The organism is Nocardioides bizhenqiangii (assembly GCF_034661235.1).
Classification (GTDB): Bacteria; Actinomycetota; Actinomycetes; order Propionibacteriales; family Nocardioidaceae; genus Nocardioides; species Nocardioides bizhenqiangii.
On record NZ_CP141059.1, the window covers coordinates 4,243,536 to 4,258,784 of the forward strand.

Consider the following 15,249-nt stretch of genomic DNA (forward strand, 5'->3'; position numbering starts at 1 on the left):
TCGGTCAGATCAGCGCCCGGCCTCGACGCCGCGACCCGACCTCGCCGACCACGACGACCAGGAGCGCGATCACGAACATCAGCGTGCCGATGACGTTGATCTGCATCGGGATGCCCTTGGTGTTGGCGCCCCAGACGAACATGGGGAAGGTCACCTGCTGGCCGGCGTTGAGGTTGGTGATGATGAAGTCGTCGAACGACAGCGAGAAGCTGAGCAGCGCGGCGGCCAGGATGCCGGGGAAGACAAGAGGGAAGCTGACCCGCCAGAACGTCTGCCACTCGTTGGCGTAGAGGTCGGCAGCCGCTTGCTCGAGCCGCGGATCCATGCCGGCGAGGCGGGCCTTGACCGTCACCACCACGAACGACAGGCAGAACATCACGTGGGCGACGAAGATCGTCCAGAACCCCAGCTTGCCCGCGAACCCGGTGTTGACGAAGAGCGCCAGCAGCGATGAACCGAGCACGATCTCGGGCGTCGCCATCGGCAGGAAGATGAAGACGTTGGCCGCCGCCCGGCCACGGAACCGGTGCCGCACCATGGCGAAGGCCATCAGGGTGCCGAGCAGGGTCGCCAGCAAGGTGGCCAGGAAGCCGATCTCCAGCGACAGTCGCACCGAGGAGCAGAGCTGGTACGGCTCACAGAGGTTCGTCCAGTTGTCGAGGGTGAAGCCGTCGAGCGTGTAGGTGTTGCGCCCGGCCGGCTGGTTGAACGACATCAGGACGACGACGATCACCGGCACCAGCATGTAGAGCAGCACCAGCATCCCGATCATCAGGACCAGGTGCCGGCCGATCCAGTCGGCAGTCGTCTTCATCGGGTCCTCATACGAGCTCGTCCGTCCCCGCCCGCCACACGTAGATCGCGACCAGGACCACGATCGTCACCATCATGGCGACGGAGAGGGCCGAGGCGGTCGGGTAGTCACCGGCGTAGAAGAGGCCCTGGATCTCGTTGCCGACCATCCGCGTTTTCGGGCTGCCGAGGAGCTCGTCGTTGATGTAGTCGCCGGCTGCCGGGATGAAGGTCAGCAGGGTGCCGGCGACCAACCCCGGCATCGAGAGCGGCAGGGTCACCTTCAGGAACCCGCGGAACGGCGAGGCGTAGAGGTCTCCCGCGGCCTCGAGCAGGCGGTGGTCGATCTTCTCCAGCGACGCGTAGAGCGGCAGCACGAAGAACGGTAGGAAGTTGTAGGTCAGACCGGCCACCACCGCGAACGGCGTGTTGATCAGCTGCAGGTCCGCACCGGTGAAGGGCAGCCACCGCAGGAAGGTCACCACGAACTCGTTGTCGCCGAGCAGGTACTGCCATGCCAGCGTGCGCACCAGGAAGCTGGTGAAGAACGGCGCGATCACCGCCACCAGCAGGACCGTCTTGAACCGGCCGGCCTTGAAGGCGATCGCATAGGCGAGCGGATAGCCGAGCACGATGCAGGCGACGGTCGCGATCAGCGCGTACGTGAGCGAGCGCTGGATCTGTGGCCAGTACGCCGAGATCGCGTCCGGGTAGTTCTGCACGTACCCGGTCATCTTGTAGCCGAGCTCGAGCGACCCGGTCGGGTCGTAGAGGCTGGTCGCGACCAGGGAGACGGTCGGCACCACGAAGAACAGTGCCAGCCAGAGGGAGCCGGGTGTGAGCAGCGCGTAGCCGGCGAGCCCACGGCGCCGCCCCTGATCGGGAGGCGGTGCCCCTTCCGGAGCGTCCGTGGGTACGACGTGCGCCATCAGCTCACGCTCACTCGTCGTCGATCTGGGTGCCGGCGGTCGCGTCCTGGGCTGCGTCGAGCAGGAACGTGTGCTCGGGCGCCCAGGAGAGGTCGACCTCGTCCCCGGTGCGGAGCCGGCGGCTGCTCGTGTGGTTCTGCTCGAACACCGTCAGCTCCTGGCCCCACGGCATCCGGACCAGGTACTCGGTGCTGACGCCGACGAAGCTCACGTCGCTCACGACGCCCCCGCGGAGGTGGTTGGCCGCGGCGCCGGTCTCGTCCGGCGCCCGCAGCTGCACCTTCTCGGGCCGCACGCCGACCCACACCTTGCCCTCGCCGGACACCGCCCGCTCGGCCGGCGCGGTGACGGAGGCGCCGTCGACCTGCACCTCGACGTTGCCCCCCGAGGTCCTGGTCACCGACCCCGGCACCAGGTTGGAGCGGCCGAGGAAGTTGGCCACGAAGGTCGTGCGCGGCAGGTCGTAGAGCTCCTCCGGCGCACCCATCTGCTCGATCCGACCATGGTTCATGACCGCGACCGTGTCGGCCATGGTCATGGCCTCCTCCTGGTCGTGGGTCACGTGGATGAAGGTCAGCCCGACGTCGATCTGGATCCGCTTGAGCTCGACCTGCATCTGCCGCCGGAGCTTGAGGTCGAGGGCACCGAGCGGCTCGTCGAGAAGCAGCACCTGCGGACTGTTGATGAGCGCTCGCGCCAGCGCCACCCGTTGCTGCTGACCGCCGGACAGCTGGGCGGGCTTGCGGGCGGCGTACTCGGCGAGCTCGACCAGGTCGAGCATCCGGCCGACGTCGTCCGCGGCCTCGCGCTTGCTCGCACCCTTGCGGCGCGGACCGAACGCCACGTTGTCGCGGACGGTGAGGTGCGGGAAGAGCGCATAGCTCTGGAAGACGGTGTTGACCGGCCGGCGGTAGGGCTTGAGCCGGGTGATGTCGTCGCCGGCGAGGGTGACGCTGCCCGCGGTCGGGACCTCCAGGCCGGCGATCATCCGCAACGTCGTCGTCTTGCCGCAACCGGACGGACCGAGCAGCGCGAAGAACGATCCCGCCGGCACCGTCAGGTCGAGCGCGTCGACGGCGGTGAAGTCGCCGTACCTCTTTGTGAGCCCGGCCAGCTCGAGGTCCGTGGAGCCGGCAACCTCCGGCTCAGGCACCGCTGGCCTGACGGAAGTCGGTCTCGTACTGCTGGCGGGTCTTCTCGTCGAGCGCCATGAAGCTGCGGGTGGAGCCGAGGAAGTCCTCGCTCGGGAAGATCAGGTTGTTGTCGACCAGTGACGGGTCGATCTTCTCCATCGCCTCTCGAGCGCCGTCGACCGGGCAGATGTACCAGACCCACGCCGCGAGCGTCGCGGCCACGACCGGGTCGTAGTAATAGTTCATCAGCGCTTCGGCATTGGCTTTGTGCTCGGCCTTGTTCGGCACCATCATGTTGTCCGACCAGATGTTGAGGCCCTCCTCGGGCTGGACGAACGGGATCCGATCGTCCTCGGCGGCGGCGATGTCGCCGGACCAGGCCATGCAGGCGGCCAGGTTGCCGGACTTGAGGTCACGGATGTAGTCGTTCCCGGTGAATCGGCGCACCTGTCCGGACCCGACGACCTCCGTGAGGTGGTCGATCGCGGTCTCCCACTCGTCGTCGCTGAAGTCCTCGGGGTCCGCACCGTTGATCACGAGCATGAAGGCCATGGTGTCCTCCATCTCGGTCAGCAGGCCGACCTTCCCCTTCAGGTCGCTGCGGGTCAACATCTCCTCGAAGCTGGTGACCTCCTCGGCCACGTCGGCGTTGTAGGCGATCCCGGTGAGGCCGGCCTGCCACGGGACGCTGTACTCGCGCTCGGAGTCCCAGCTCGGCGACCGCAGGCTCTCGATGAGGTTGGCCTCGACGTTCGGCAGGTTGTCCTTGTCGAGCTGCTGCATCCAGCCCAGTGCGATCATCCGGCCGGCCGTCGAGTCGGTCATCGTGATGATGTCGCGGCCGATCGGCTCGCAGGAGCCGAGCTGGTCCTTGACCTTGCCGAAGAAGTCCGCGTTGTCGTTGATGTCGGTGTCGTAGGTGACGTCGATGCCGGTCTCGGTCTCGAACTGCTCCAGGGTCGGCATCCGCTTGCCCTGGACGTCGATGTACTCCGGCCAGTTGGAGAAGACCAGCTCCTTCTCCTCCTCCGACTTGTCCGTGCTCTTGCAGCTGTCCTCGGTCTGCACCTGCGACTCGGTGCCGCAGGCGGACAGCAACGTCGGTGACCCGAGCGCCAGCGCCGACAGCCCGGCGCCCTGGAGCATCCGACGCCGGGGAAGGTTGTTCATCGCCGGCAATGCTCGCCTGATCGTCATCTGATCCCCCTCGATCATCTGTGACTCGGAGGCCTTGGATCCTGCCACCGCCCCCGGTGCGTGACAAGCGATTCGGTTGTCCTGATACATGACTGCAACGGAATCCGCGTTTGGTGGCGGTCGTTGTGACGAGAAGCGTTACGTGCAACCATCCCGCCATGGGTGCACGCGGCTCGCGAAATCCGCTCGACGACGTCTCGTTGGCGATCATCGAGCAGCTCCAGGAGGACGGACGCCGGTCCTATGCGGCGATCGGCAAGGTGGTCGGCCTGTCCGAGGCGGCGGTCCGCCAGCGGGTCCAGCGGCTGGTCGAGTCCGGTGTGATGCAGATCGTCGCCGCCGTGTCCGACCCGTTGCAGCTGGGGTTCGCCCGGGCGGCGATGCTGGGGGTGCGGGTCTCCGGTCCGACCGGGCCGGTCGCCGATGCGCTCGCCGAGCTTGACGAGGTGATCTACGTCGTCGTGACCGCCGGCAGCATCGACATCGTCGCCGAGGTGGTCGCGCGGTCCGACGCCGACCTGCTGACCATCTCCGACAACATCCGCCGGATCCCCGGGGTGCTTTCGACCGAGACGTTCGTCTACCTCGAGACCCGCAAGGAGACCTACAACTGGGGAGTGCGCCCGCCGCCCGAGCCGTCGCCCGATCCGGCCACGTAACCGTCGAGCCAGGCGGGGAACTCCCCCAGGTCGTCGAGCACGACGTGCGTGCCCGCGTCGTAGAGCTCCTCACGGGTGCACCCGCCGGTGAGCACCGAGACGCTCACCGCACCCGCCGCGAGCGCACCCTCGACGTCGTGGAAGTGGTCGCCGACGTAGATGCTCGCGCCCTCGCGCAGGAGCACGTCGGCCTTGCCGACACCCCAGACCTGGCCCTCGAGATGGTCGACGTCGAAGCCGACGTGGTCGACGTGGAGCCGGGCGTTCGGCGTGAACTTCCCGGTCACGACCACCACCCGGCCGCCGTGCCGGCGCACGGCCGCGATGGCCTCGTGCGCACCGGCCATCGCGACGACGCTCTCGATCGCGTGGTCGGGGTAGAGCGTCCGGAACCGGTCGACGGCCGGCTGGATCGCCTCCTCGGCGAGGTGCGGCCCGAGGATCAGGTCCAGCGGCGGACCGAGGTTGGCGGTCATCTGCTCCACCGGGAACTCGACACCGAGCTCGCCGCCCAGGGCGTGCAGCACCTGACGGAAGCCGGGCACGGTGTCGATGAGGGTCATGTCGAGGTCGAACCCGACGACCAGGTCAGAACCGTCAGCTGTCATAGCCGAGCCCGAGCCGGTCGAGCGTGCGCAGCCACAGGCCGCGCCGCCCCGTGTCGTCCTGGCGGGCCAGAGCGCGGCGGGTGAGCTCGATCCCGGCCCACGCCACCGGCTCGGGCGGGAACGGGACGGCCGGTCGGCGCACCATCTCCAGCCGGGTGCGCTCGGTCTCGTCACCGGCGAGCAGGTCGAGCATCACGTCAGCAGCGAACCGGGTGGCGCCAACACCGAGGCCGGTGAAGCCGAGGGCGTACGACGACCGCCCGCCGTGCGCCGTGCCGAAGCTGGCGCTGAACCGGGTCGACGTGTCGATGACGCCCGCCCACCGGTGGGTGAACCGGATCCCGTCCAGCTGGGGGAACGTCTCGTGGAAGTGGTCGGCCAGCATCGCGTAGGTCGTCGGCCGCTCCTCGTGGCGCTCCTCGATCGAACGGCCGAAGTGGTAGATCGCGTCGTAGCCGCCCCACAGGATCCGGCGGTCCGGCGTGATCCGGTAGTAGTGGAACTGGTTGCCGGAGTCCCCGACGCCGAGCGCGGGATCCCAGCGAAGGGCGGCGAGCTGGTCGTCCGTGAGGGGTTCGGTGGCGAGCACGTAGTCGTAGACCGGGACGGTGGTGAACCGCAGCCTTCGCAGCAGCGGAGGGAACACGTTGGTCGCCAGCGCGACCCGGCGGGCCCGGACGACCCCGTGCGCCGTGACGACCTCGACGTGGTCGCCGTCGCGGCGGATCCGAGTGGCCCGGGTGCCCTCGACGATCCGCACGCCGTTGCGCTCGGCGGCGTCGGCCAGGCCCCAGGCCAGCCGGGCAGGGTCGACGACCGCGCAGGTTGCGGGCCCCGAGAGCCGGCCGGCCAGAAAGGTCGGCGAGTCCACGACCCGTCGTACGGCGTCCCGGTCGAGGAACCCGGGCTCGCTCGGCTGGAGCGCCTCGACCTGGTGCGCGCGGGTGGCGACCGCGAGGGTGCCCCCGCGGAAGAAGCCGCAGTCGATGCCGTAGCGGCCGACCGTCTCCTCGATCTCGTCGAGGTTCTCGATGCCGAGGCGTGTGAGCTCGTCGTACTCCTCGGGCCAGCGGGACCTGCCGTTGTGCTCGCCGTGGGTCAGCGACGCCTCGCAGAACCCGCCGTTGCGTCCGGTCGCGTGCTCGGCGATCCGGTCGCCCTCGAGCAGCAGCACGCTGCGACCCGGCTCGCGCTCGACCGCACGGAGCGCGGTCCAGAGCCCGCAGAACCCCCCGCCGACCACGGCCAGGTCGACGGTGGTGTCGCCGTCCAGCGCCGGGCGGGCGGCGGGCCGCAGCGGGGTGTCGAGCCAGAGCGGCGAATTCACCGAATCCGCAAGAGAATCCACGGCTCGGATACTAGATCAGTGGCGATCCGGCCGGAAAACGGTCCGGCTGCGCGGTCTGGTGCTGGCAGCGAACCCGGCTACGGCACCAGCACGACTTTCCCGACGTTGCGCCGCTCGGCGATCATGCGGTGCGCGTCGGCGGCGCGGTCGAAGGGGAACGACTCGGCGACCACCGGCTGCACGGTGCCGTCGGCGATGAGCGTCCGCAGCGGTGTGATCCACGGCTCGAGGGTGCCCGCGTCGTCCCACAGCGCCAGCATGTTGAGCCCGATCACGGCCTTCGAGGCCGACATCTGCTTGACCAGGTTGAAGCGCGGCATCCGGAGCATCGTCCTGGCCGCCTGCAGCAGGTTGCGGCCGGCGCCGTCCATCACCGACGCCGCGCCGAACGCGACCAGCCGGCCGCCCGGCCGGAGCAGGTCGTAGCTGGTGCGGAAGCTCGCTCCGCCGATCGCGTCCATGACCAGGTCGAAGGGCGGCAGGTCGCGGTGCCAGCCCGACTTCGTGTAGTCGTGCGCGACATCGACGCCGAATCCGCGGATGGCCTCGTGCTTGCCCGGCGACGCGGTCCCGTGCACCTCCGCCCCGATCGAGCGGGCGAGCTGGGTGGCCGCGATGCCGACGCCGCCCGCGGCGGCGTGCAGCAGCACCCGCTCGCCGGGCAACAGCGAGCCGTAGCGCACAAGTGCTGCCCAGGCGGTCGCGTAGTTGACCGGGATCGCGGCGCCCTGCTCGAAGGTCAGCCGCTCGTCGAGGGGTACGACGTCCCGCTCACCGACCACCACCCGTTCGGCGTAGCCGCCGAACCGGGTGCCGGCCAGCACCCGCTCGCCGACCGTCACCGCGTCCACGCCGTCGCCGACCGCCGACACGACGCCGGCCACCTCGTAGCCGACGACCATCGGCGGCTTCGGCGCTTCGGGGTAGAAGCCGACCCGGGCCATGGTGTCGGCGAAGTTGACGCCGGCCGCTCTGACGTCGACCGCGACCTCGCCCGGCCCGGGGCCGGCGGGGTCGGGACGATCCAGGACCTGGAGAACCTCGGGTCCGCCGTGCTTGGTGATGACGACTGCTCGCATGTCCGGACCCTAGGTGTCCGACCCGCGGCCGGCCGAGGCCCGCTCCTTGACCTCGGCCCACGGGAACCGTTGCCGCAGCGTGGCGCCGCTGGGCACGCCGTCCTGCGCCCGCGCCCACGCGGAGTAGTCGGCGAAGGTCCCGGTGCTCCCGGGCGAGCGGAGGTACGACGCGACGATCGCGACCACGTCGTCGTCGGACCAGCGCCGGCTGGTCGAACGGGTCTTGTTGGTCGCGACCCCTGCCTGCGTGCAGGCCTCGATCCACGACCCGAAGCGGCGGATCACCAACGCCGGCGAGGCGGCGTCGCTGCGACCGCGTTGCCAGGCGTCGTACGCGCCGGCGGTCAGCGGCTCGCCGAGCTCGGCGGCCGCAGCCGCGATCGAGGCCACGAGCTGGTCGTCGCTGTAGTCGGGCGTGCGCACCCGGCCAAACTAGACGAGCGGGCAGTCACCAGACCACGCCGCGGTCCACGACGAGGTTGGCGCCGGTGACCGACGCGGCCCCGGCGGACGCGAGGAAGAGGATCGCCTCGGCGACGTCGGCCGGCGGCATGAACCCCGGCATCACTCCCTGGCTCTTGGCGATCAGGCTCCAGTCGACGTCGGCCGGCATCGAGTGCGCGGCGCCGGCGGCCATCGGGGTGTCGATGCCGCCCGGTGAGACGCAGTTGACCCGGATGCCGCGCCCGGCCAGCTCTACGGCCAGCGCCCGCATCGCCAGCAGGACGGCGCCCTTGCTCGCGCAGTACATGGTGTTGTAGGGCTGGCCCATCACGGCCGAGATGGAGGCGACGGTCACGACGTTGCCCTTGGACTCCGCAAGGGCGGGCGCGAGCGCCTGGGTCAGCAGGATGGGGCCGGTCGCGTTGACCGCCAGGTGCCGGTTCAGCAGCTCGGGCGTGATGTCCTCGAGCTTGGACATGGCCAGCACGCCGGCGACGTTGCAGAGGACGTCGAGGCCCCCGAGCTCGGTCAGTGTCGCGTCGGCCATCTGCCGGATCGCCTCCGGGTCGGTGAGGTCGCCGACGGCGACGCCCTCGCTCGGCACGACGTCGACGCCCACGACCCGGGCGCCCTCGACTCGGAACAGGCGGGCGACCTCGGCACCCAGGCCGCCGGCGGCCCCGGTGACCAGGACCCGCTTGTCGGTGAAGCGCCGGGCCCGGTCGGCGTCGTTGGTGCTGGTCATGAAATTGCTCCTCAGTCGGTGGGGTGACGCAGGGTCTCGTAGAACGCGCGGATCTCGGGCCCGATCCGGGCCAGCTCGACGTACGACGCGCCAGCGGCGGCGGTGTCGACGTACGCGAACTCCATCCCGCCGCCGCCCATCGACCCCTCCTGCACGATCTCGTGCCCCGCTGCCCGAGCGGCGACCACGGCGTCGGCCAGGTCGTCGACCTCGACGCAGACGTGGTGGAGCCCGGCACCGTGCCGCTCGAGGTGCTCGGTGTAGATCGACACCCCGGAGACCGGGCGGATCAGCTCGAGCTGGAGGGCTCCGCTGTAGGCGAGCGAGATGTCGGCGACGAAGTCGGCGGGCCGACCGCGGTAGGTGCACGTGTCGGGCCCGAACCGGATATCGGGGAGCCGGGTCCAGCGCACGATTCCGAACATGTCCGTGAGGACCGCCTCGGTGGCCTCGAGGTCGTCGGTGACCCAGGCGACCTGGCTGATGGGGCCCGGCGCGGGTGACGACGTCATGTTGACACTCTTAAGCACTATCGCTTAATCGTCAAGCGTTGTGCTTTAATCGCAGGCGTGACCGATGCCCGCGAGCAGCTCGTGCTCGCCGCCGAGGAGCGCTTTGCCGAGCACGGACCGGGCGTGTCCCTGCGGGAGATCGCGATCGCCGCGGGTCAGCGCAACAACTCGGCCGTGAACTACCACTTCGGCTCCCGGGACGGGCTCATCGAGGCGGTCATCGAGTTGCGCACCGCGGCGATGGAGGAGGCGCGGGTGCGCATGCTCGCCGACGCCGTCGGCACCGATCTCGAGCTCGCCGACCTGGTGCGGATCCTGATCGAGCCGATGCTCACCACGCCGTACGCCCAGGGCTCGACCCACTACGCGCGGTTCATCGAGCAGGTCCGGACCCATCCGGCCGTCGCTGAAGCCTTGCGGGACGGAGACCGCTGGCCGGCCGTGCGCAAGGTGACGACGATGATCGCGGCCGAGCTGGAGCACCTGCCGAGGCCCACCCGTCGCCACCGGATCGCGGCGATGAGCACGGCGATGTTCGCCCTCGCCGCCGACCGGGAGCGGGAGCGCGCCGACGGACGCCGCTACCTCGGTGTCGACGAGCTGGTGCGGATGCTGACCGGAATGCTGACGGCTTGAGGACTCGACGACTTGGCCGCTAGACGGCTCAGGCGCGCCCGCCTCCGGTCAGGGGCTGGTGACGAACGCGAGGTCCGCCAGGCCGGCGAGCATCTCGACCTCGTCCGCCATCGCGGCGTTGATCCGCATGAGCAGGCCACCGATGTCCCGATCTGCCCAGCGGTGGCCGGCGATCGTGTCGACGGCCTCGAACAAGGGGTCGGACAGCGCGTCCCGGGTCGCCTGGTAGCCGGCCAGCATCTCCTGCCCGTCCCGGCCGTCCCTCAACGTCCCGACGATCGCGCGCGCCAGGAGCTCGGCGTCACGGAGGGCGTCGGTCAGGCCGTGCGCGCTGAGCGGATCCTTGAAGTAGCCGGCGTCTCCGACGAGTGCCCAGCCCGGCCCCCATGCCCGGCGGAGGTAGCTGCGCTGCCCGGTGAAGGTGCGCATCGGAGGCGCCGGCACGGCACCGAGGAGGTCGGCGAGGTCGGGGTCGGTCTCGGCGACGATCCGGAGGAGCGGCGCTGCCCCACCCCGGCCGATCCGCGGCGCGGTCGCGCTCGCGAACACGCAGGTCAGGCCGTCGTTGGTCGGGATCACCCCGGAGGCCGCGTCCGGCCGGAAGTTCCACTGGTAGCCGGCGATGTCGAGGTCGGGCCAGTATCCGTAGGTCGTGGCGCCGGTGCTCACACCCATCCGCTCGGCCCGCGCCCCGACGGCCTCGGCGATCGTCGATCGCAGCCCGTCCGCACCGACCACGATCCGCGCCCCGACACGGAAGCCACGGTCGCCGGAGCGGCCGATCACACCGGTGACGACGCCGTCTCGACTCCGTTCGACGTCGGTGACGACAACGCCGTACCGCACGTCCGCTCCCGCGACCCTGGCGGCGTCGGCGAGGATCGGGTCGAGGACGGTGCGGCGCGGAGCGTAGAGGGCGTCCACCCCGTGCGACGGCTTGATCGTCACCGGCACGACCTGCCCGTCGTAGCGGAACGTGACCTGCCTGATCGGCGGAGTTCCGACGGCGACCACCTCGTCGAGGAGTCCCCACCGGTGCAGCTGCAGGACGCCTCCCCGCATCAGCGCATGCGTGGAGAGGGTGTCCGCGCCGTACCGGGACCGGTCGACGAGCAGGACACTCAACCCGGCGGTCGCGAGCAGACGCGCGGTGGCGGCGCCCGCGGCGCGGGCGCCGACCACCACCACGTCGTACGACGTCATCCCGCGTCGACCTCGATCGCGACGGGCACGCCGTTGGTCAGGACGTCGTAGACGGCCGAGCGCCGGCGGGCCTGCTCGACCACCGCGCGCAGCTTCTCCGGCTCGTCGCCCCGCAGGGTGAAGGAGACCCGGATCTGCCCGAACCCGTTGCGGACCTCGTCGGACAGCCCGAGGATCCCGAGGAGGTCGATGTCGCCCTCGACCGTGGCAGCGACCTCGGAGAGGTTGACGCCTCGCGCCGCGGCGATGTTGGCGAGGCCGGAGACCAGGCAGGCGGCGAGCGAGTGCAGCAGGTACTCCGTCGGGGTCGGCCCGTTGTCTTCCCCGACGAGGACCGCGGGGTGGTCGGCGGCGAAGGTCGAGGCGACCCGGTGGTCCATGTCCTGCTTGGCACCGTAGAAACCGTGGATGGTGGACTCGTTGTGGGTGCCACTCACCCACCTGTTGGTGGCGCGGAACCGGAACTTCGCGAGCTCCGGATCGGCACGGACTGCATCGATCGTCGCGAACAGCGCGGCGGTGTCGACGCCGTTGCGGAGGGGGTTGTCGGCGGTCGTGGTCACTAGCTGCTCCTTCTCGGGCCTGTGTGGTCGCGCCGACGCTAGGCTCGGCCTCCATAAGTAGCAACGCCGGGATGTTACGGTGCATTAGTGGAACTAATCGGTCAGACTCGTCGGCTCGCGGTGCTGGCAGAAGTCGCGGACCGTGGCTCCTTCTCGGCCGCCGCAGCCGCCCTCGGCATGACCCAGTCGGCGGTCAGCCAGCACATCTCCGCGCTGGAGCGGGCGGTCGGCGCGAGCGTCGTCGATCGCGCGAGCCGCCCGGTGCAGCTGACCGAGGCCGGCGTCATCCTGGTGCGCCATGCCCGGGCCGTCGTCGCGCGGCTCGACGTCGCTGAGCAGGAGCTGGCCGTGGCGGCCGGCCGACGAGGGGGACGGTTGCGCCTCGGTGCGTTCCCCACCGCGCTGGCGACGTTCCTGCCGCCGGTCCTGGCCCGGTTCCAGCGCAAGCACCCCACGGTGCGGCTCACCGTCGTCGACGACCACGTCCCGCGTCTGCAGAAGCGCCTCGTCGACGGAGAGCTCGACCTGGCCGTCACCTACGACCACGACGCCATGCCCGACCTCGCCCCACCGGACCTGCAGCGCGTGCACCTGTTCGATGATCCGTTCCGGGCCGTGCTGCCGCGCGGGCACCGGCTGACGAAGGGCGCCGGCCTCCTCGGGCTGGTCGACCTTGCCGACGAGACCTGGGTCGGCGGCAGCGCGCAGAGCGCCTGGTTCCGCATCCTCCGCCATGCCTGCCGCGAGGCCGGGTTCGAGCCGAGGGTTGCCCTGACGTCGGACGACTACATCGGCGTGCAGGCCTTCGTGGCAGCGAACCTCGGGGTTGCCGTGGTCCCGGGCCTGGCGACCGCTCCGGCCGGGCTGCGCGTCACGGTCAGGGAGCTGCGCGCCCCGGTCCCGGTACGCCGGATCTGGGTCGCGCGGGAGAACGACGCCTACCCGTCGCCCGCCGTCCAGGCCATGGTCGACACCCTCACGAGCCTTCCACCAGGCGCGGGGCGACCTCGGCTCCGAAGCGGCGCAGCTGGGTGACCGGGTCGCCGAGCGGCCAGAGGAAGGTCGTCCCGACACCGGCGTCCGCATAGTCCTGCAGGATCGCCCGGCAGTGGTCGGCGTCGCCGACGAGCACCTGGGGCGCGAGCTCGGCGGGGTCCCGGTTGAGCATCGCCCCGAGCGCTTCGACCTTGGCCCTGGCCTCTTCCCTGCTGCTCGTCAGGTAGGTCCACATCGTCGCCAGGGCGATCGGAAACGCGGTGTCGTCGCGGCCTCGGGCCCGCAACGCCTCGCGGAGGATGTCCACGCCAGCGGCGAGTCGGCCGGGCGTCGTGTTGTAGGCGGAGGCGAGCCAACCGTCGCCGTGACGCGCGACGCGGCTCAGTCCGGCGGCGGAGCCCCAGCTGCCGATCCAGACGGGGACCGGCCGGGCCGGCACCGGCTCGAGCTCGGCCAGCGCGGACCGGAGGACACGCACGGCGTCGTCGAACCGAGGCCACCGTTCCTCGAACGGCACGCCCACGGCGTCGTAGTCCGCGACCGACGACCCCGGCGCCACACCGAGCACGAACCGACCACCGGAGAGGATCTGGAGCGCGGCAGCGGCCTTGGCCAACGGCACCGGCCCTCGGACGACCGGCAGCGCGACCGTGGTCGCCAGGGTGAGGCCGCCGGACCGCTCGAGGATGCTCGCGAGAGCGACGATCCCGTCGAGCCAGGGGCGCTGGAAGACCAGGTGGTCGTTCGCACTGATCGCGGTGAACCCGCTGTCGCGAGCGGCGTCGACGTACGCACGCAACGTGGACGGCTCGAGCGGAGACCCGTCGAAGTCGATGAGCGGTAGGTGGGCCCCCAGCTTCATCTCATGGACAGTAGTCCGCGTCGGCCCGGGCATCGCCCGGCTCGGGTCATTCCTTCGCGGCACCCTGGCCACGGATGGCGCTGGCCACCGCACCCGGCACGTCGGGATGGAAGACGCTCGGGATGATGAAGCTGGCATGCAGCTCCTCGTCGGTCACGACCGCGGCGATGGCGTGTGCCGCCCGCTGCAGCATGTCGATCGTGACCTCCGACGCACGGGCGTCGAGCAGGCCGCGGAAGACCCCGGGGAACGCCAGCACGTTGTTGATCTGGTTGGGGTAGTCCGAACGACCGGACGCGACGACGGCCGCGTGCTTCGCCGCCTCGGCCGGGTCGACCTCCGGGTCGGGGTTGGCGAGCGCGAAGACGATCGCACCCTCGGCCATCTCCTGGATCCATGCCGGGTCGAGCACACCCGGCCCGCTCACCCCGATGAACACGTCGGCGCCCCTCAACCCGTCCTGGAGCGTGCCACGGACGTTGCGCGGGTTAGTGATCGATGCCAGCTCCTGCTTGGCCGGCGAGAGTGAGCTGTCGTCGGTCGAAAGCAGGCCCTCCCGGTCCCAGACGATGACGTCCTCGGCGCCGTCGGCGATCAGGAGGGCGACGATCGCCGAGCCGGCCGCGCCGCCGCCGGCCACGACGATCCGCGTCGCCGACAACGACTTGCGGACGACGCGCAGCGCATTGTGGAGCGCGGCCAGGACGACGATCGCCGTACCGTGCTGGTCGTCGTGGAAGACCGGGATGTCGAGCGTCTCCCGGAGCCGCCGCTCGATCTCGAAGCAGCGTGGTGCGGCGATGTCCTCGAGGTTGATGCCGCCGAATCCCGGCGCGATCATCTCGACCGCGCGCACGATCTCGTCGACGTCCTGGCTCGCCAGGCAGATCGGCCAGGCGTCGATGTTGGCGAACCGCTTGAACAGCGCCGCCTTACCCTCCATCACGGGCATCGCCGCGCCGGGGCCGATGTTGCCGAGGCCGAGCACGGCGGACCCGTCGGTCACCACGGCGACCGAGTTGCCCTTGATCGTCAGCTTGGCGACGTCCTCGGGATGCTCGGCCAGCGCCAGGCTGACCCGGCCGACGCCCGGGGTGTAGGCCATCGCGAGGTCGTCGCGGTTCCTGAGCGGGACCTTGCTGGCGACCTCGATCTTCCCGCCGAGGTGCAGCAGGAAGGTGCGGTCGCTGACCTTGTGCACGGTGACCCCGTCGATGTCCTCCACCGCCTGGACCAGCCGGCCGCTGTGGTCGGAGTCGGTCGCGCTGCAGGTCACGTCGAGCACCAACCGGTCGTGCTTCGAGTCGGCGACGTCCATCGCCGTCGTGATGCCGCCCGCCTCGGCGATGGTGGTCGCGACCCTCCCCACCACCGCGAAGTCCGGCTCGGCGTGCAGGCGCATGGTGATCGAGTACGACGAGGGCGTGACGCTCATGTGGCCTACCTAAGTCCCCTCCGCGGGCTACTAACAAGTAGTCGCCGACCCGGTCCGGGTTGAGGTCGTTGTGTTCATCGACGCGGCGACGGCGAGGATCCAGCGCAA

17 protein-coding genes are annotated in these 15,249 nt (G+C 70.4%); 3 read left to right on the forward strand and 14 right to left on the reverse strand.

Translation table 11 applies throughout. The features are described 5' to 3' along the window. Positions 1 to 4: 4 nt before the first annotated feature. The 4 genes from SHK19_RS20515 to SHK19_RS20530 are packed head-to-tail and all read right to left on the reverse strand — an operon-like array spanning position 5 to position 4,024. Positions 5 to 814 carry an ABC transporter permease gene (locus SHK19_RS20515; RefSeq protein WP_322454549.1) on the reverse strand — a complete coding sequence of 270 codons (810 nt, stop codon included), beginning with the start codon at positions 812 to 814 and terminating at the stop codon, positions 5 to 7. Between the two features lie 7 nt (positions 815 to 821). After that, positions 822 to 1,721, reverse strand: a complete 900-nt coding sequence (locus SHK19_RS20520) for an ABC transporter permease (RefSeq protein ID WP_322454548.1) — start codon at positions 1,719 to 1,721, stop codon at positions 822 to 824. Between the two features lie 10 nt (positions 1,722 to 1,731). Then, complete coding sequence (locus SHK19_RS20525; protein WP_322454547.1) at positions 1,732 to 2,874, reverse strand: ABC transporter ATP-binding protein; 1,143 nt, start codon at positions 2,872 to 2,874, stop codon at positions 1,732 to 1,734. Further along, positions 2,867 to 4,024: a polyamine ABC transporter substrate-binding protein gene (locus tag SHK19_RS20530; protein WP_322937322.1), complete on the reverse strand. Its 1,158-nt coding sequence runs from the start codon at positions 4,022 to 4,024 to the stop codon at positions 2,867 to 2,869. The genes SHK19_RS20525 and SHK19_RS20530 overlap by 8 nt, the downstream gene beginning before the upstream one ends. 185 nt (positions 4,025 to 4,209) lie before the next feature. Between SHK19_RS20530 and SHK19_RS20535 the strand changes: the two genes are divergently transcribed. Continuing rightward, the gene (locus SHK19_RS20535; RefSeq protein WP_322454545.1) at positions 4,210 to 4,710 is read left to right on the forward strand and encodes an Lrp/AsnC family transcriptional regulator; all 501 of its coding nucleotides are present in this window, start codon (positions 4,210 to 4,212) and stop codon (positions 4,708 to 4,710) included. On the opposite strand, the gene SHK19_RS20540 is transcribed toward SHK19_RS20535, so the two are convergent. The 6 genes from SHK19_RS20540 to SHK19_RS20565 all read right to left on the reverse strand — a co-directional run bounded on the left by SHK19_RS20540 (position 4,656) and on the right by SHK19_RS20565 (position 9,446). Beyond that, the gene (locus tag SHK19_RS20540) at positions 4,656 to 5,318 is read right to left on the reverse strand and encodes an HAD family hydrolase (RefSeq protein WP_322454544.1); all 663 of its coding nucleotides are present in this window, start codon (positions 5,316 to 5,318) and stop codon (positions 4,656 to 4,658) included. The genes SHK19_RS20535 and SHK19_RS20540 overlap by 55 nt on opposite strands. After that, a complete protein-coding gene (locus SHK19_RS20545; RefSeq protein ID WP_322937323.1) occupies positions 5,308 to 6,666 on the reverse strand; it encodes an NAD(P)/FAD-dependent oxidoreductase in 1,359 nt (452 codons plus the stop codon). Before SHK19_RS20545 ends, SHK19_RS20540 begins: the two co-directional genes overlap by 11 nt. Before the next feature lie 77 nt (positions 6,667 to 6,743). Further along, positions 6,744 to 7,745 (reverse strand): zinc-binding dehydrogenase, encoded by a 1,002-nt coding sequence (locus SHK19_RS20550; protein WP_322454542.1) that lies wholly within the window; start codon positions 7,743 to 7,745, stop codon positions 6,744 to 6,746. Positions 7,746 to 7,754: 9 nt separating this feature from the next. Further along, positions 7,755 to 8,168 carry a homing endonuclease associated repeat-containing protein gene (locus SHK19_RS20555; RefSeq protein ID WP_322454541.1) on the reverse strand — a complete coding sequence of 138 codons (414 nt, stop codon included), beginning with the start codon at positions 8,166 to 8,168 and terminating at the stop codon, positions 7,755 to 7,757. Between the two features lie 25 nt (positions 8,169 to 8,193). Further along, the gene (locus SHK19_RS20560; protein ID WP_322937324.1) at positions 8,194 to 8,934 is read right to left on the reverse strand and encodes an SDR family NAD(P)-dependent oxidoreductase; all 741 of its coding nucleotides are present in this window, start codon (positions 8,932 to 8,934) and stop codon (positions 8,194 to 8,196) included. Between the two features lie 11 nt (positions 8,935 to 8,945). Further along, the gene (locus SHK19_RS20565) at positions 8,946 to 9,446 is read right to left on the reverse strand and encodes a VOC family protein (protein WP_322937325.1); all 501 of its coding nucleotides are present in this window, start codon (positions 9,444 to 9,446) and stop codon (positions 8,946 to 8,948) included. A gap of 57 nt (positions 9,447 to 9,503) precedes the next feature. Here SHK19_RS20565 and SHK19_RS20570 point away from each other — a divergent pair, with 57 nt between their 5' ends. Then, a complete protein-coding gene (locus SHK19_RS20570) occupies positions 9,504 to 10,082 on the forward strand; it encodes a TetR family transcriptional regulator (RefSeq protein WP_322454538.1) in 579 nt (192 codons plus the stop codon). Positions 10,083 to 10,130: 48 nt separating this feature from the next. Here SHK19_RS20570 and SHK19_RS20575 read toward each other — a convergent pair whose 3' ends face one another. Then, complete coding sequence (locus SHK19_RS20575; protein WP_322454537.1) at positions 10,131 to 11,285, reverse strand: NAD(P)/FAD-dependent oxidoreductase; 1,155 nt, start codon at positions 11,283 to 11,285, stop codon at positions 10,131 to 10,133. Then, positions 11,282 to 11,848 carry an OsmC family protein gene (locus tag SHK19_RS20580; RefSeq protein ID WP_322454536.1) on the reverse strand — a complete coding sequence of 189 codons (567 nt, stop codon included), beginning with the start codon at positions 11,846 to 11,848 and terminating at the stop codon, positions 11,282 to 11,284. Before SHK19_RS20580 ends, SHK19_RS20575 begins: the two co-directional genes overlap by 4 nt. A 120-nt stretch (positions 11,849 to 11,968) precedes the next feature. Here SHK19_RS20580 and SHK19_RS20585 point away from each other — a divergent pair, with 120 nt between their 5' ends. Next, the gene (locus tag SHK19_RS20585; protein WP_322937326.1) at positions 11,969 to 12,883 is read left to right on the forward strand and encodes a LysR family transcriptional regulator; all 915 of its coding nucleotides are present in this window, start codon (positions 11,969 to 11,971) and stop codon (positions 12,881 to 12,883) included. On the opposite strand, the gene SHK19_RS20590 is transcribed toward SHK19_RS20585, so the two are convergent. Both SHK19_RS20590 and SHK19_RS20595 read right to left on the reverse strand, forming a co-directional pair. After that, positions 12,825 to 13,706, reverse strand: coding sequence for an LLM class flavin-dependent oxidoreductase (locus SHK19_RS20590; protein WP_322937327.1), 882 nt, complete (start codon positions 13,704 to 13,706; stop codon positions 12,825 to 12,827). The genes SHK19_RS20585 and SHK19_RS20590 overlap by 59 nt on opposite strands. A 46-nt stretch (positions 13,707 to 13,752) precedes the next feature. Next, positions 13,753 to 15,141 (reverse strand): NAD-dependent malic enzyme, encoded by a 1,389-nt coding sequence (locus tag SHK19_RS20595; RefSeq protein ID WP_322937328.1) that lies wholly within the window; start codon positions 15,139 to 15,141, stop codon positions 13,753 to 13,755. Between the last annotated feature and the right edge of the window lie 108 nt (positions 15,142 to 15,249).

Coding starts and splice junctions, on each gene's coding strand:
- SHK19_RS20515 (WP_322454549.1), bottom strand. CDS start 814: ATGAAGACGACTGCCGACTGGATCGGCCGGCACCTGGTCCTGATGATC.
- SHK19_RS20520 (WP_322454548.1), bottom strand. CDS start 1,721: ATGGCGCACGTCGTACCCACGGACGCTCCGGAAGGGGCACCGCCTCCC.
- SHK19_RS20530 (WP_322937322.1), bottom strand. CDS start 4,024: ATGAACAACCTTCCCCGGCGTCGGATGCTCCAGGGCGCCGGGCTGTCG.
- SHK19_RS20535 (WP_322454545.1), top strand. CDS start 4,210: ATGGGTGCACGCGGCTCGCGAAATCCGCTCGACGACGTCTCGTTGGCG.
- SHK19_RS20540 (WP_322454544.1), bottom strand. CDS start 5,318: ATGACAGCTGACGGTTCTGACCTGGTCGTCGGGTTCGACCTCGACATG.
- SHK19_RS20550 (WP_322454542.1), bottom strand. CDS start 7,745: ATGCGAGCAGTCGTCATCACCAAGCACGGCGGACCCGAGGTTCTCCAG.
- SHK19_RS20560 (WP_322937324.1), bottom strand. CDS start 8,934: ATGACCAGCACCAACGACGCCGACCGGGCCCGGCGCTTCACCGACAAG.
- SHK19_RS20565 (WP_322937325.1), bottom strand. CDS start 9,446: ATGACGTCGTCACCCGCGCCGGGCCCCATCAGCCAGGTCGCCTGGGTC.
- SHK19_RS20575 (WP_322454537.1), bottom strand. CDS start 11,285: ATGACGTCGTACGACGTGGTGGTGGTCGGCGCCCGCGCCGCGGGCGCC.
- SHK19_RS20590 (WP_322937327.1), bottom strand. CDS start 13,706: ATGAAGCTGGGGGCCCACCTACCGCTCATCGACTTCGACGGGTCTCCG.
- SHK19_RS20595 (WP_322937328.1), bottom strand. CDS start 15,141: ATGAGCGTCACGCCCTCGTCGTACTCGATCACCATGCGCCTGCACGCC.